This is a genomic window from Olsenella sp. SW781 (assembly GCF_012027725.1).
In the GTDB taxonomy this organism is placed as follows: Bacteria; Actinomycetota; Coriobacteriia; order Coriobacteriales; family Atopobiaceae; genus Thermophilibacter.
In genome coordinates this window covers 1-14,003 of the sequence record NZ_SJOU01000020.1, presented here as the reverse complement: position 1 = coordinate 14,003, position 14,003 = coordinate 1, and the positions used below count along the sequence as shown (strand labels likewise).

The 14,003-nt window shown below is 66.3% G+C and carries 11 protein-coding genes; 5 read left to right on the top strand and 6 right to left on the bottom strand.

The genetic code is table 11. The features are described from left to right. Positions 1-40: 40 nt before the first annotated feature. Together thyA and E0L17_RS10060 are read left to right on the top strand one after the other, a co-directional pair. Entirely contained in the window at positions 41-889 is an 849-nt protein-coding gene (gene thyA / locus E0L17_RS10065; RefSeq protein WP_167931104.1) for a thymidylate synthase, read from the top strand. Positions 890-1,121: 232 nt separating this feature from the next. After that, entirely contained in the window at positions 1,122-1,619 is a 498-nt protein-coding gene (locus E0L17_RS10060; RefSeq protein WP_206109117.1) for a dihydrofolate reductase, read from the top strand. A gap of 122 nt (positions 1,620-1,741) precedes the next feature. On the opposite strand, the gene E0L17_RS10055 is transcribed toward E0L17_RS10060, so the two are convergent. The 4 genes from E0L17_RS10055 to E0L17_RS10040 all read right to left on the bottom strand — a co-directional run bounded on the left by E0L17_RS10055 (position 1,742) and on the right by E0L17_RS10040 (position 8,057). Beyond that, positions 1,742-2,404 carry a hypothetical protein gene (locus E0L17_RS10055; RefSeq protein ID WP_167931103.1) on the bottom strand — a complete coding sequence of 221 codons (663 nt, stop codon included), beginning with the start codon at positions 2,402-2,404 and terminating at the stop codon, positions 1,742-1,744. A gap of 173 nt (positions 2,405-2,577) precedes the next feature. Next, positions 2,578-3,351 carry an aminoglycoside phosphotransferase family protein gene (locus E0L17_RS10050; protein ID WP_167931102.1) on the bottom strand — a complete coding sequence of 258 codons (774 nt, stop codon included), beginning with the start codon at positions 3,349-3,351 and terminating at the stop codon, positions 2,578-2,580. Positions 3,352-3,390: 39 nt separating this feature from the next. Next, positions 3,391-6,012 carry a bifunctional acetaldehyde-CoA/alcohol dehydrogenase gene (adhE, locus tag E0L17_RS10045; RefSeq protein ID WP_167931101.1) on the bottom strand — a complete coding sequence of 874 codons (2,622 nt, stop codon included), beginning with the start codon at positions 6,010-6,012 and terminating at the stop codon, positions 3,391-3,393. A 179-nt stretch (positions 6,013-6,191) separates the two neighbouring features. Then, complete coding sequence (locus tag E0L17_RS10040; RefSeq protein ID WP_167931100.1) at positions 6,192-8,057, bottom strand: PTS mannitol transporter subunit IICBA; 1,866 nt, start codon at positions 8,055-8,057, stop codon at positions 6,192-6,194. Positions 8,058-8,343: 286 nt separating this feature from the next. Here E0L17_RS10040 and pfkB point away from each other — a divergent pair, with 286 nt between their 5' ends. From pfkB to E0L17_RS10025, 3 genes are all read left to right on the top strand, one after another. Continuing rightward, positions 8,344-9,273, top strand: a complete 930-nt coding sequence (pfkB, locus tag E0L17_RS10035; RefSeq protein WP_167931099.1) for a 1-phosphofructokinase — start codon at positions 8,344-8,346, stop codon at positions 9,271-9,273. Positions 9,274-9,330: 57 nt separating this feature from the next. Further along, positions 9,331-10,593: a zinc-binding dehydrogenase gene (locus E0L17_RS10030; RefSeq protein ID WP_167931098.1), complete on the top strand. Its 1,263-nt coding sequence runs from the start codon at positions 9,331-9,333 to the stop codon at positions 10,591-10,593. Positions 10,594-10,716: 123 nt separating this feature from the next. Continuing rightward, on the top strand, positions 10,717-11,481 hold the full coding sequence (locus E0L17_RS10025) for a DeoR/GlpR family DNA-binding transcription regulator (protein WP_206109116.1): 765 nt from the start codon (positions 10,717-10,719) through the stop codon (positions 11,479-11,481). Between the two features lie 98 nt (positions 11,482-11,579). On the opposite strand, the gene E0L17_RS10020 is transcribed toward E0L17_RS10025, so the two are convergent. Together E0L17_RS10020 and thrS are read right to left on the bottom strand one after the other, a co-directional pair. Further along, complete coding sequence (locus E0L17_RS10020) at positions 11,580-11,888, bottom strand: PLP-dependent transferase (RefSeq protein ID WP_167931097.1); 309 nt, start codon at positions 11,886-11,888, stop codon at positions 11,580-11,582. Positions 11,889-11,900: 12 nt separating this feature from the next. Next, entirely contained in the window at positions 11,901-13,664 is a 1,764-nt protein-coding gene (gene thrS, locus E0L17_RS10015; RefSeq protein WP_167931096.1) for a threonine--tRNA ligase, read from the bottom strand. Between the last annotated feature and the right edge of the window lie 339 nt (positions 13,665-14,003).

Genomic DNA, 14,003 nt, shown 5'->3' with positions numbered 1-14,003 from the left:
GCAGGACGCAGACCCGCGAGACGGGACGGAAGGGAGCGCCATGAGCAAGGCAGACGAGATCTTCATCTCCATGTGCTCGGACATCATCGAGCACGGCACCACCACCGAGGGCCAGAGGGTCCGTCCGCGCTGGGAGGACGGCTCGCCCGCCTACACGATCAAGCGCTTTGGCGTGTGCAACCGCTACGACCTGCGCGAGGAGTTCCCCGCGCTCACCCTGCGGCGCACGGCGCTCAAGTCCGCGATGGACGAGGTGCTCTGGATCTACCAGCGCAAGTCCAACAACATCCATGACCTCAAGCCCCACATCTGGGACGAGTGGGCGGACGAGACGGGCTCGATCGGCAAGGCGTACGGGTACCAAGTAGGCGTGAGGTCCCACTACCCCGACGGCGACTTCGACCAGATGGACCGCGTCCTCAAGGACCTGCGCGAGAACCCCTACTCGCGGCGCATCATGACGAACCTCTACACCTTCGCCGACCTCTCGGAGATGAACCTCTACCCCTGCGCCTACAACGCCATCTACAACGTGACGCAGGAGCCTGGCGATGACCGGCCCACGCTGAACATGGTGCTCGTCCAGCGCAGCCAGGACGTGCTCGCGGCCAACAACTGGAACGTCTGCCAGTACGCGATCCTGCTCATGATGGTGGCCCAGGTCTCGGGCATGAACGCCGGCGAGCTCGTCCACATGATCGCCGACGCCCACATCTACGACCGCCACGTCGACATCGTGCGCGAGCTCATCTCGCGGCCCACGTACCCGGCGCCCACCGTGCGCCTCAACCCTGACGTCACGGACTTCTACGACTTCACCACCGACGACCTGATCGTCAAGAACTACGAGCACGGCCCGCAGGTAAAGAACATCCCCATCGCGGTCTGACCGTCCGGCGAGAAGGTCTGGGGTATTGCCCCGTGCTCAAACAGCTTCGGCGCAAAGGGCGCGCCTGCAGAACTGCGCGCGGGACAATACCCCAGACCTTCTCGCCTACTCGTTCCGGCTCGATGGGCTCGGCGCTTTGTCCCGCCGCGAGTTCTTGCCGCGCTTTCTGCGGCAAGCTGTCTGAGCGCCGGGGCAATGCGCCGAGCCCCACCCGTGCAGAAAGGTATGAAAGATGACGTGCAAGCTGAGTGCGATCGTTGCGGTGTGCGATGACTGGGGCATTGGGCTCGACGGTGGGATGGTCGTGGAGAACCGCGAGGACATGAGGCACTTCGTGGCCTGCACGACGGGACACCCCGTCATCATGGGCCGGCGCACGCTCGAGAGCTTCCCCGGGGGGCGCCCGCTCAAGAACCGACGCAACGTGGTGCTCACGCGCGATGCGTCCTTCTCGCCCGAGGGCGTCGAGGTCGTGCACTCCGCCGAGGAGGCGCTTGACGCCGTCGCCGACGAGGACGAGGCGTGGGTCATCGGTGGCGGGCAGGTGTACGGGCTGCTCCTCCCGCATTGCGCCGAGGCCGTCGTGACGCGCAATCACTGCGTCCGGCCCAGCGACACGTTCTTCCCCGACCTCGACGCGCACCCCGACTGGGAGCTCGCCGAGGTGCGCGACGGCGGCGTCACGCCCGACGGCGTCCCGTTCGACTTCGCGACCTACCGAAGGCTCTGATTGTCGGTGATTTTTGACCGACCGGCCCTGTAGTGGTCGTTTCGGGGGCTAGGGAGCCCCAGCTAAAGAGCGGTTCGCTTGTGCGGCTACTCGCACGCCTCCTCAAAAATCACCGACAATCGTCAGGACTGCTGCGCTGCGAGCCCGGAAAGGACGTCCGAGCCGCCGTAGAGGGCGGAGAAGAAGGCGGCGTCACCGGCGACCTGTGGGATCCAGGCGCCCTCATCGTCTCTCACGCAGCTCACCTGCACCGTGGTCGTGACGGGGCCCTCGTTGGCGTCCAGGTGCGCATAGACGCTGTCGACGAGGTGCGAGAAGAGCGACGCGCGGCCACCCTGCGCATAGGCCGCCTCGGCGTCGGCGGTCTGCGAGAAGGCGGAGAAGTCAGAGCCCGCCGCCGAGACGGCGGACGAGAGGCTCGCGTTGGTGAGCGTGACGCCGACCGTCGCCGTCCCGGCCGCCGAGTCCGCCTGGGCCTCCCCCACCTCATACGTCAGGTTCCCAAGGCAGTGGCGGCGCCACTCGTCCGCGTCGACGCCAAAGCGACCGAGGGCCTCCATCGTTGCGGCGTCGCCATAGTCGTCCGCCGGCCAGGCGGCGTCCTCGGGCTCCTCGCCCTCCTCGTTCGGGACCGGCACGACATAGGATGCCATGAGCTCGGCGACCGCGTCCTGCGCCCGCTCCGCGTCCGACTTGAAGGCGCCGAGCGACGCGGCGACGCAGACCCCGGCCACCACTAGAACGACGAGAGCAATGCCAGCCAGGACGAGTCGCTTGTTCCGCATGGGGCTCCTTCCACGTCAATTTCCGCATATCAGCTTAGCCCAAGCCGGCAGGGCGCGTCGAGGCGGCGGACCGATTTGTGGCGGAGGCCGGAAATCCCGGACGTCGCCCCCGCCACAGAGAAGGGCCCGCCAGCCGGAGCTGACGGGCCCGAAGCGGTGCGTGGGACGAGCCGCTAGTCGATGTCGAGCGCGGCGTCGACCTGGCTGCGGAGGAACTCCTCGGCGTCCTTGCGGCCGCGGGAGAGCTCGGCGGCGGCCATGACGGGCACCCAGTAGTGCACCTTCTGCTTGGCGACGTCGGCCTTCTTGGAGAACACGTCGAGGTACTTCTCGGCGTGACCGGCGTGATACATCTTGAAGAGGATGTAGGTCATCGCCGCGTCGGCCTCGGGCAGGCCGCGGGTGACGTGGGTCCAGTCGCAGGCGTAGAGCGTGCCGTCCTCGGTCACGATGACGTTGGAGGGGTTGAAGTCGCAGTGGCAGATGGCACGGCCGGAGCCCATGCGGTCGGCACGCATCTGGAGGTCGTAGCGCACGGACGGGTCGAGCTCCTTGACCTTGCCCACCATGCCGGCGATCTTGGTCTTCTGATCCTTGAGGAGCTCAGGGGCGGGCGTGCTCTGGATCTCGATCTGGAAGTCCACGAACTGCTCGAGGAGCTTGTCGTACTCGTCGGTGCCCTCGGCGGCGTCCATGAGGGAGCGCATGGTCACGCCCTCGACGTACTCGGTGGCCAGGGCCCAGGAGCCGTCAGCGACCTGGGAGACCTCGAGGATCTTGGGGACGCGCACGCCGGCTTCGATGACGCGGGCGATGTTGAGCGCCTCGTTGAAGATGTCGGAGGCCGGCTTCTCGGCCTTGAACACCTTGATAATGCGGTCGCCATCGAGGTAGACGGCCTTGTTGTGGCGCTCGACGATGACCTGCTTGCTGTCAGAAAGTTCCATTGCTGCCTCCTTCAGGGCAACGAGAAGAACCGGCTGGGACTAGTCCTCGTAGGAGCTGGGCTCACGGCCATAGAAGGCGTCGAGGTAGAGCTCCTTGATCTCGGACACGAGCGGGTAGCGCGGGTTGGCGCCGGTGCACTGGTCGTTGAAGGCGTTCTCGGACATCTCGTCGATCGTGGCGAGGAAGTCCTCCTCGGTCACGCCGAAGCCGGCGATGGTCGTCGGGACGCCGACGTGGGCCTTGAGCTCCTCGATGCGGGCGATGAAGTTCTCGAAGACCTCCTTGTCGTCCTTGCCCTGGATGCCGCAGAAGCGACCGGCCTCGGCGTAGCGCGCGAGGGTCTTGGGGTGGTCGTACTGCGGGAAGGTGCCCATCTTCACCGGACGCTCGGCGGCGTTGTAGCGCATGACGCGGGTGAGGATGACGGCGTTGGCCAGGCCGTGGGCGATGTGGTGGTAGGCACCGAGCTTGTGGGCCATGGAGTGGTTCACGCCGAGGAAGGCGTTGGCGAAGGCCATGCCGGCGAGGCAGGACGCGTTGGCCATGTGGTCGCGGGCCTCGACGTCGGTGCCGTCGTCATAGGCGCGCTCGAGGTAGTTGAGCACAAGCTTCATGGCGCGCAGCGCGAGGCCGTCGGTGTAGTCGGACGCCATGATGGAGACGTAGGCCTCGAGGGCGTGCGTGAGGACGTCGACGCCGGAGGCGGCGGTCAGGCCCTTGGGCTGGGTCATCATGTTGTCGGTGTCGACGATGGCCATGTTGGGCAGGAGCTGGTAGTCGGCGATCGGCCACTTGGTGCCGGTGTTGGCGTCGGTGATGATCGAGAACGGCGTCACCTCGGAGCCGGTGCCGGAGGAGGTGGGGATGGCCACGAAGAAGGCCTTCTCGCCCATCTCGGGGAAGGTGTAGATGCGCTTGCGGATGTCCATGAAGTCCATGGCCATGTCCTCGAACTTGGCCTCGGGGTGCTCGTACATCATCCACATGATCTTGCCGGCGTCCATCGCGGAGCCGCCGCCGATGGCGATGATGCAGTCGGGCTCGAAGGCCTTGACCTGCTCGAGGCCGCGCTCGCAGTCCTGGAGCTTGGGGTCAGGGGAGATGGACCAGAAGCTGGAGTAGACGATGCCCTGCTCGTCAAGGGACTCCTCGATCTTCTTGGTGAAGCCGCTCTTGTAGAGGAAGGAGTCGGTGACGATGAAGGCGCGCTTCTTGCCGTAGACCTCGGAGAGCTCGCGCAGGGCCACGGGCATGCAGCCCTTCTTGAAGAAGACCTTCTCGGGGACACGGAACCACAGCATGTTCTCACGCCTCTCTGCGACGGACTTGATGTTGAGCAGGTGCTGGGGGCCGACGTTGCCGGAGACGGAGTTGCCGCCCCAGGAGCCGCAGCCGAGCGTCAGAGACGGGGCCATCTTGAAGTTGTAGATGTCGCCGATGCCGCCCTGGGCAGCCGGGGTGTTGATGAGGATGCGGCACGTCTTCATGCGCTTGGCGTGCTCGGCCATCTTCTCGGTCTCGCGCGTGTCGATAAAGAGCGAGCTCGTGTGGCCGTAGCCGCCGTCGGCGATGAGGCGCTCGGCCTTGGAGAGGGCGTCCTCCCAGTCGGAGGCGCGGTACATGCCGAGAATGGTGGTCAGCTTCTCGTGGGCCCAGGGCTCGGAGGGCTCGACGGACTCGACCTCGCCGATGAGGACCTTGGTGCTCTCGGGCACGGTCACGCCGGCGGCCGCGGCGATCTTCGGGGCGGGCTGGCCGACCATCTTGGCGTTGACGCCGCCGTTGACGATGACGGTGTTGCCGACCTTGGCGATCTCGTCACCCTGGAGGAAGTAGCAGCCGCGCTTCTGGAACTCGGCCTTCACGGCGTCGTAGATGCCGTCGAGGACGATCACGTTCTGCTCGGTGGCGCAGATCATGCCGTTGTCGAAGGTCTTGGAGTGGATGATCGAGTTCACGGAGAGCTCGACGTCGGCGGTGTCGTCGATGATGGCGGGGTTGTTGCCCGGGCCGACGCCGAGGGCGGGCTTGCCGGAGGAGTACGCGGCGTTGACCATGCCCGGGCCGCCGGTGGCGAGGATGATGTCGGCGGAGCGCATGAGCTCGCTCGTCATGTCGAGGGACGGCACGTCGATCCAGTCGATGATGCCCTTGGGGCAGCCGGCGGCCTCGGCGGCGTCGCGCACGATGCGGGCGGCCTCGGCGGTGCAGGCCTTGGCGCGCGGGTGCGGCGAGATGAGGATGGCGTTGCGCGTCTTCAGGCAGATGAGCGTCTTGAAGATGGCCGTGGAGGTGGGGTTGGTCGTCGGGATGACGGCCGCCACGAGGCCGATGGGCTCGGCGATCTGCTTGTAGCCGAAGGCCTTGTCGTCGGAGATGACGTCGCAGGTCTTCATGTCCTTGTACTTGTTGTAGATGTACTCGGAGGCGTAGTGGTTCTTGATGACCTTGTCCTCCATGATGCCGTAGCCGGTCTCCTCGACGGCCATCTTGGCCAGCGGGATGCGGGCCTTGTTGGCCGCCATGGCGGCGGCGTAGAAGATCTTGTCCACCTGCTCCTGGGTGAACTTAGCGAACTCGGCCTGCGCGGCACGCATCTCCTTGATGCGGGCTTGCAGCGCCTCGACGCTGTCAATCGTGGTCGTAACGTTGTCTGCCATGCGTTCCTCCTATTCCATCGGACCGCACGGGCTTCCAGTAACCCGCACGATCGTACAGAAGACAAGATAGCGCTGCTAGAAATCAAGGTCACTCAGAATATCCTGAAGAGTATATCACGGGCGCGACGAGACCTTACGTCACAGGTTGGCCTCGCCGCGCCCTCCTGCCCCCGCCGCCGCTACCTGCGGCCGGAGAGGACGCCCACGACCCAGTCGACGTCGTCGGTGGTCTTCATCTTCTCGAGCACCGACTCGTCCTCGAGGATGCGGCAGATGTTGGCGAGCACCTCGAGGTGCTCCTCCCCCTTGCCGGCGATGCCGAAGACGAGGTAGGCCTTCTCCCCGTCGAAGTCGACGCCGTCGGGGTACTGCTGCAGCACCACGCCGGTCTTCTCGACGGCCTCCTTGGCGTCGTTGGTGCCGTGCGGGATGGCGATGCCCATGCCGATGTACACGCTCGTGAGGCGGTCTCGCTCCACCATGGCGTCGACGTAGGGCTCGCTCACGCAGCCGCGCTGGACGAGCAGGGCGCCGGAGTCGCGGATGCACTGCTCGCGACCCACCGAGGGGACGCCGAGGCGCACGTCGGCGCGCTCGATGGCCAGGCTCGGGCGCTCCTCCTCGGCGGGCGCGCTCGCCGGGGCCGGGGTGGGCTCGATGAGCTCGGCGGCATGGCTGAGCTGCGTGAGCGACGTGTAGAGCGCGTCGAGCGCGGGGTCGTCGAGGAAGTTGTCGATCGTCACAATCTGGGCCTGCGGCGCGCTCTTGCGGGCGCGCTCGGAGAGGACGCGCTGGCAGACGACAATATTGGCGTCGGAGGGCACGGTGTCGACGCTCGAGTGCTCGACCGTGAGGTCGGGGCGCTCGGCTTTGACGCGGTTGCGGAAGCGCGTCGCGCCCATGGCGGAGGAGCCCATGCCGGCGTCGCAGGCGAAGACGATCTTGCCGCCCTGCGTGTCGGAGATGACGGCGGCCTCCGCGGAGCCCTTCATGTCACGCATCTGCTGGCTCGCCTGGTCGAGGTCGGCGGTCGCCATGGTGCGGACGAGCGGCGTCGCGATGGCGAAGGAGACGCCGGCGGCGATGACGACGCCGATGATGTTGGTGAGCATGAGGTCCGAGGGCGTCATCGAGAGGAACGCGATGATCGACCCCGGGGACGCCGCGGAGGTGAGGCCCGCGCCGGTGAAGCTGAACCACGCGATCGCGCACATGTTGCCCACGATGGGGGCGATGATGACCTTGGGGTTCATGAGCACGTACGGGAAGTAGATCTCGTGGATGCCGCCGAAGAAGTGGATGATCACCGCGCCCGGGGCGGACTGGCGGGTCTTGGCGTCCTTGCAGAAGAGGCAGTACGCGAGAAGGACGCCCAGGCCGGGGCCGGGGTTGGCCTCGAGCATGTACATGATCGAGCGGCCGGTCTCCTCCGCCTGCGCGATGCCGATGGGCGTGAAGATGCCGTGGTTGATCGCGTTGTTGAGGAAGAGCACCTTGGCGGGCTCGATGAAGATCGCGAGCAGCGGCATGAGACCGTACTGCATGAGGATCTGCACGCCGCCCATGAGGACCGCTAGGATCGCGGTCATGATCGGCCCGATGGCGATGTAGCCGAGCATGGACAGGAACATGCCGATGAGGCCGACGGAGAAGTTGTCGATCAGCATCTCGAAGCCCGCCGGCGTCCTGTCCTCCATGAACCGGTCGAACATCTTGATGACCCAGCCGGCGAACGGGCCCATGACCATGGCGCCCATGAGCATGGTGGTATCGGGGGCGCCGGCGATGCAGCCGATGACCGCGATGGCGCCCGTGATGCGGCCGCGGTCCCCGCCGGTGAGGTACCCGCCCTGGGCCGCGATGAGCACGGGGATCAGGTAGCTGAGCATGGGGCTGGCGATGCTCGCGAACCCCTCGTTGGGCAGCCAGCCGGTCTCGATGAACAGTGCCGTCAGAAATCCCCAGGCGATGAACGCACCGATGTTGGGCATGACCATGCCGCTGAGGAACTTGCCGAACCGAGAGAGACCCTCGCGTACTGACATCGGTCCCTCCTTCCTTGAGGCCCGTCGCAACGGGCCGACGCGTTGAACAGGGTGGGCTCGCGCCCATGACTTTTGTTTCAACGACTCAGATTCTAGACTTTCATTTCGATAATGTGCTGAGATTCGCCTTAGCACCGACTAATGGTAGAAAATGAGCGATAAACGGCTGTTAGAACGAAATTCTCACTTTTGTATTGACAACAGAGTGTAGGGTCCTATGCTGTTAATTGACTTTTGTTTCGACAGTTCTTGTAATCATCGCAACAAAAAAGGAGAGGAGAGCCGCATGATCTACACCGTCACGCTCAACCCCGCGCTCGACAAGACGGCGACGGTCCCGAGGTTCGCCCTGGACGCGGTGAACCGCATCACCGACCTGCGCGAGGACCCGGGCGGAAAGGGCATCAACGTATCGAAGGTCATCGCCAAGCTCGGCGGGGGGAGCCGCGCGCTCGCGCTTCTCGGCGGCTCGGTCGGCGACAAGATCTCGTCCCTGCTCGCCGAGGAGGGCATCGACGTCTGGGCCTTCGCGGCCTCGGGCGAGACCCGCACCAATCTCAAGGTCGTCGACCCCGAGCTCGACACGCACACCGACATCAACGAGCCGGGACCCGAGGCGACGGTCGCCCAGCTCGACGCGATGCTCGAGGAGCTCGCGGGGGCCGTCGAGAAGGGCGACATCGTGGTGCTCTCGGGGAGCCTACCCAAGGGGGCGCCGGTCGGGACCTACGGAGCCTGGGCGCGAGCCTGCTCCAGGGCCGGGGCGAAGGTCTTCCTCGACGCGGACGGGGCGGCCCTCTCCAAGGGCCTCGAGGCACGCCCCTACCTCGCCAAGCCCAACGACGCCGAGCTCTCCCGGATCTGCGGGCGGACGCTCGGGGACGAGGGCGAGATAGCCGCCGAGGCCCGCGCGCTCGTCGAGGGCGGCGTGGGGCGCGTCGTCGTCTCCATGGGCGGGGCGGGCGCCGTCATCGCCGACGCCGAGCACGTCCTTCTCGCCCGCTCGCCCAAGGTCCCCGTGGGGTCGACGGTCGGCGCCGGGGACTCCGTGGTCGCGGCGCTCGCCTACGCGGAGGAGCGCGGGATGGGCCTCGAGGACACCGCCCGCCTCGCGATGGCCACGGGCGCGGCCAACGTCATGCAGTCGGGGACCCAGGCCGCCGAGCGCGAGCTCGTCGACTCGCTCCTGGGCAAGGTGACGATCAAGCCCCTATAGGGGCACGGCATGCCAAATGAACCTGACACCAATGTCACGAGAGAGAAAGGTTGCATCATGAAGGCTAAGGCAGTGCGTCTCCACGCGGCAAACGACCTGCGCATGGACGAGTTCGAGCTCCCCCAGATCAAGGACGACGAGGTTCTGGTGAAGGTGGTCTCCGACAGCATCTGCATGTCCACCTACAAGTGCGCCACCCTGGGCGTCAACCACAAGCGCGTCCACGAGGACGTGGCCGAGCACCCCGCGATCATGGGCCACGAGTTCGCCGGCGACATCGTCGAGGTGGGCGCCAAGTGGGCAGACCGCTTCAAGCCCGGCATGAAGTTCACGATCCAGCCCGCCCTCAACTACAAGGGCACCATGTGGAGCCCGGGCTACTCCTACGAGTTCTGCGGCGGCGACGCCACCTACTGCATCCTGCCCGCCGAGGTCATGGAGTGCGACTGCCTGCTCGAGTACACGGGCGAGGCCTACTACCAGGCGTCGCTCGCCGAGCCGATGAGCTGCTCGATCGGCGCCTTCCACGCCGCGTACCACACGCAGATGGGCGTGTACACGCACGAGATGGGCATCCGCGAGGGAGGCAAGCTCGCCATCGTGGCGGGTGCGGGCCCCATGGGCCTGGGCGCGCTCACCTACGCCCTGCACTGCGACCGTCGCCCGGCGCTCGTGTGCGTGGCCGACATCAACCAGGACCGCCTGGACCGCGCCGCCGAGCTCTTCCCGCCCGCGGAGGTCAAGGCCGAGACGGGCATCGACCTCGTCTTCATCAACAACGGGGCGTACGAGGACCAGGTCGCGGCGCTGCTCGAGGTCTCCGGCGGCACGGGCTTTGACGACGTGCTCTGCTACGCCCCGGTGGCCCCCGTCGTGACGCTCTCCGACGCCATCCTCGGCCGCGACGGCTGCCTCAACTTCTTCGCCGGCCCCACCGACAAGAACTTCAAGGCCGAGATGAACTTCTACGAGGTGCACTACGGCTCCCATCACGTGATGGGCACGACGGGCGGCAACACCGACGACATGGTCGAGTCGCTCGAGCTCACCGCAGCCGGGCGCGTGGACCCCTCCGTCATGGTGACCCACGTGGGCGGCCTTGACGCCGCGGCCGAGACGACGCTCAACCTGCCCAAGATCCCCGGCGGCAAGAAGCTCATCTACACGCACGTCAGCATGCCTCTGACGGCGCTCGAGGACCTGCGCGCCGCCGCCGAGAAGGACGAGCGCTTCGCGGGCCTCGCCGACATCGTGGAGGCCAACCGCGGCCTCTGGTGCCCCGCGGCCGAGCGCTACCTGCTCGAGCACTGGGCCGAGTAGCACGCCGCGCCACTGGCGTCAGGTTTATTTGGCATGCCAAATAAACCTGACGCCAGTGGCATGCCCCGCTCGCTCGCGCTACCATGCCAAGCAGGGAACCATGCGGTGAAAGCGAGTCCAGCCATGAGCTCATCGATGAAGGAGCGGCGCGACGGGATCGTGCTCTTCGTGAACTCCGAGGGCAGCGTGACGTTCGGCCAGATCAAGAAGGCGTTTCCCGGCGTCTCCGAGATGACGCTGCGCACGGACCTCAAGGCGCTCGACGAGGCGCGCCTCATCGTGCGCACCCATGGCGGGGCGCGCTCGGTGGAGTACGTGGTGGGGACCGACGACCTCCTGCTCAACCGCAGCACGAGAAACGTCGAGGAGAAGGCCGCGATCGCGCGCAAGGCCAAGGGGCTCGTCCGCCCGGACAGCACGATCTTCCTCGACTCGGGGTCCACCACCACGGCGCTCGCCCGCGAGCTCGACGACGTGCGCACGCTCGCGTTCACCAACAGCCTCACCTGCGCCGCCGAGCTCGCCCGCCTCGAGCGCGTCCGCACCATCATGGTCGGCGGCAGCCTCAACCGCTACAGCATGAGCCTCAACGGGAGCAAGACCGTCGAGGACGTGGGGTCGCTGAGCTTTGACCTGCTGTTCCTGGGCGTGACGTCCTTCCAGTCCGCGACCGGGTTCGCCTGCGGGTCCGACGACGAGGCCGCCCTCAAGCGCGCGCTCATCGCGCATGCCGAGAAGACCGTGGTGCTGATGGACTCCTCCAAGCTCGGGCAGCGGAGCACCTTCAAGATCTGCGACCTTGCCGACGTCGACTACGTCGTCTCCGACGGCAACCTCACCGAGCACTTCAAGAAGTACTGCGAGGAGGCCGAGGTCACGGTCCTATAGCAGGGCGGGGGCATGCCACTGGCGTCAGGCTTATTTGGCACGTCTGATTGACGTGCCAAATAAGCCTGACGCCAGTGGCATGCCCCCGCCCCCTTGCCTTACCCGAGGGAGAGCTCAAGCTCCATCACCTGGTCGCGCGCATCGCGCTCGTCGGCCTCCCAGAGGCGCCACTCCCCCGCCGCACGGTACGCCACGTAGGGCCCGAAGCCGCCGACGAGCGTGTTCGCTGCCCGCGGAAAGTCGGGGTCGGTCTTGAGCCCCGGGTAGCGCACTGCCTCCACGCGCGGGTGGCAGACGAGGTAGTTGGCCACGACCTGCGCGGCGTCGGAAAGGACCCTCCAGCGCTCCCGCCCCATCTGGGACGAGAGCGTCTGGAGGGTCGCTAGATCGAGGTTCTTCTCGCCCACCGCGGCGCGCGCCTAGCGGCGCTCGGCGATCTCGGCCGTGACGTCGGCGATGAAATCATCGAGCGAGCGGGAGACGGTCTCGTTGGAGCGGTCGCGGACGGAGACGGTGCCGGCCTCGACCTCCTTCTCGCCGAGGATGAGCATGTAGGGCGGGCGGTCGACGTTGCGCGCCTCGCGGATCTTGTAGCCGATCTTCTCGTCGCGCTCGTCGAGGACGGCGCGGATGCCTGCGGCCTCGAGCTTCTCGGTGACCGAGCGCGCGTAGTCGCGGCTCTTCTCGGAGACCGGCAGGACCTTCACCTGGCACGGAGCGAGCCACGTGGGGAACTTGCCGGCGAAGTGCTCGATCAGGATGCCGATGAAGCGCTCGATGGAGCCGAACGCCACGCGGTGCAGCATGATCGGCCGCTTCTTGGAGCCGTCGGCGTCCGTGTACTCGAGGTCGAAGTTGATGGGCATCTGGAAGTCCAGCTGGACCGTGCCGCACTGCCAGGTGCGGCCGAGCGAGTCCTCCAGGTGGAAGTCGATCTTGGGGCCGTAGAAGGCGCCGTCGCCCTCGTTGACCACGTAGTCCTTGCCGAGCTTCTCGAGCGCGTGGCGCAGCGCGGCCTCGGCGCGCTCCCAGTCCTCGTCGGAGCCCATGGAGTCCTCGGGGCGCGTGGAGAGCTCGAGGTGGTAGGTGAAGCCGAACTTCTCGTACACGGAGTCGATGAGGTTCACCACGCCCACGATCTCGTCGGTGAGCTGGTCGGGGCGCACGAAGAGGTGGGCGTCGTCCTGGTTGAAGCAGCGCACGCGGAAGAGGCCGTGCAGGGCGCCGCGCATCTCGTGACGGTGCACGAGGCCGATCTCGCCGGCGCGAATGGGCAGCTCGCGATAGCTGTGCGGCTTGGAGGCGTAGACGAGCACGCCGCCCGGGCAGTTCATCGGCTTGATGCAGTACTCCTCGTCGTCGATGATCGTGGAGTACATGTTGTCCTTGTAGTGGTCCCAGTGGCCGGAGGTCTTCCAGAGCTCCTTGTTCATGATCATGGGCGTGGAGATCTCCACGTAGCCGGCGGCGCGGTGGATCTCGCGCCAGTAGCTGAGGAGCTCGTTCTTGAGGATCATGCCGTTGGGCAGGAAGAACGGGAAGCCGGGGGCCTCGTCGCGCATCATGAAGATGTCCATCTCGCGGCCGATCTTGCGGTGGTCGCGCTTCTTGGCCTCCTCGAGCAGGCGCAGGTGCTCGTCGAGCTCGTCCTTCGTGGCGAACGCGGTGCCGTTGACGCGGATGAGCATCTTGTTGTCCTTGTCGCCCTTCCAGTAGGCGCCCGAGACGCCCGTGAGTTTGAAGGCCTTGAGCGCCTTGGTGTAGGTGAGGTGCGGGCCCACGCACATGTCGATGTACTCGCCCTGCTGGTAGAAGGTGATGCGCGCGTCCTCGGGCAAATCGCCGATGTGCTCGACCTTGTACTTCTCGCCGCGCTCCTCCATGAGGGCGATGGCCTCGGCGCGCGGGAGCTCGAAGACGGTGAACTTGAGGTTCTCCTTCACGATATTCTTCATCTCGGCCTCGATGGCCGGGAAGTCCTCCTCGGAGATCTTCTGGCCCTCGGGCAGGTCGATGTCGTAGTAGAAGCCGTTGTCGGTGGCCGGGCCGTAGGCAAAGTCCGCCTCGGGGTACAGGCGCTTGATGGCCTGGGCCATGATGTGGGCGGCGCTGTGGCGGACGACGTGGGTGACCTCGTCGGCGGGGCACTCGTCGATGTGGCCGTCGTTATACAGGACCTTCATGGGAAACCTCTCTCTGGATGGTCTGCGAACATGAAAATCGCCCGTACGCCGCCGTCCTGGCAGCGTCGAGCGATATGCGGCGCCTGTCCGGGGCCTGCCGGCCCGGGGAAGGGACAGACGCCTAGATAGTCTGCGTTCGAGCGCTATGTGCAAAGATGCGCTGCATCTGGGACACGCCTTTCGTCATTGCCTGACCATAGGTTTACCACAAGTGGGCCGAGTCTATGCACGGGGAAACAGATTCGCAGCATCTGCGCGCACGCGGCGGGAGCTGAGCCGTCCGCTGCGGGCCGAGTGGCCGGGGGCTGGCGCCTAGACACGTCCGACGGTGCCGGCGGT

What these genes read in the sequence shown, in the direction of transcription:
- thyA (WP_167931104.1), top strand. Translation starts at nt 41, where the DNA reads ATGAGCAAGGCAGACGAGATCTTCATCTCCATGTGCTCGGACATCATC.
- E0L17_RS10060 (WP_206109117.1), top strand. Translation starts at nt 1,122, where the DNA reads ATGACGTGCAAGCTGAGTGCGATCGTTGCGGTGTGCGATGACTGGGGC.
- E0L17_RS10055 (WP_167931103.1), bottom strand. Translation starts at nt 2,404, where the DNA reads ATGCGGAACAAGCGACTCGTCCTGGCTGGCATTGCTCTCGTCGTTCTA.
- E0L17_RS10050 (WP_167931102.1), bottom strand. Translation starts at nt 3,351, where the DNA reads ATGGAACTTTCTGACAGCAAGCAGGTCATCGTCGAGCGCCACAACAAG.
- adhE (WP_167931101.1), bottom strand. Translation starts at nt 6,012, where the DNA reads ATGGCAGACAACGTTACGACCACGATTGACAGCGTCGAGGCGCTGCAA.
- E0L17_RS10040 (WP_167931100.1), bottom strand. Translation starts at nt 8,057, where the DNA reads ATGTCAGTACGCGAGGGTCTCTCTCGGTTCGGCAAGTTCCTCAGCGGC.
- pfkB (WP_167931099.1), top strand. Translation starts at nt 8,344, where the DNA reads ATGATCTACACCGTCACGCTCAACCCCGCGCTCGACAAGACGGCGACG.
- E0L17_RS10030 (WP_167931098.1), top strand. Translation starts at nt 9,331, where the DNA reads ATGAAGGCTAAGGCAGTGCGTCTCCACGCGGCAAACGACCTGCGCATG.
- E0L17_RS10025 (WP_206109116.1), top strand. Translation starts at nt 10,717, where the DNA reads ATGAGCTCATCGATGAAGGAGCGGCGCGACGGGATCGTGCTCTTCGTG.
- thrS (WP_167931096.1), bottom strand. Translation starts at nt 13,664, where the DNA reads ATGAAGGTCCTGTATAACGACGGCCACATCGACGAGTGCCCCGCCGAC.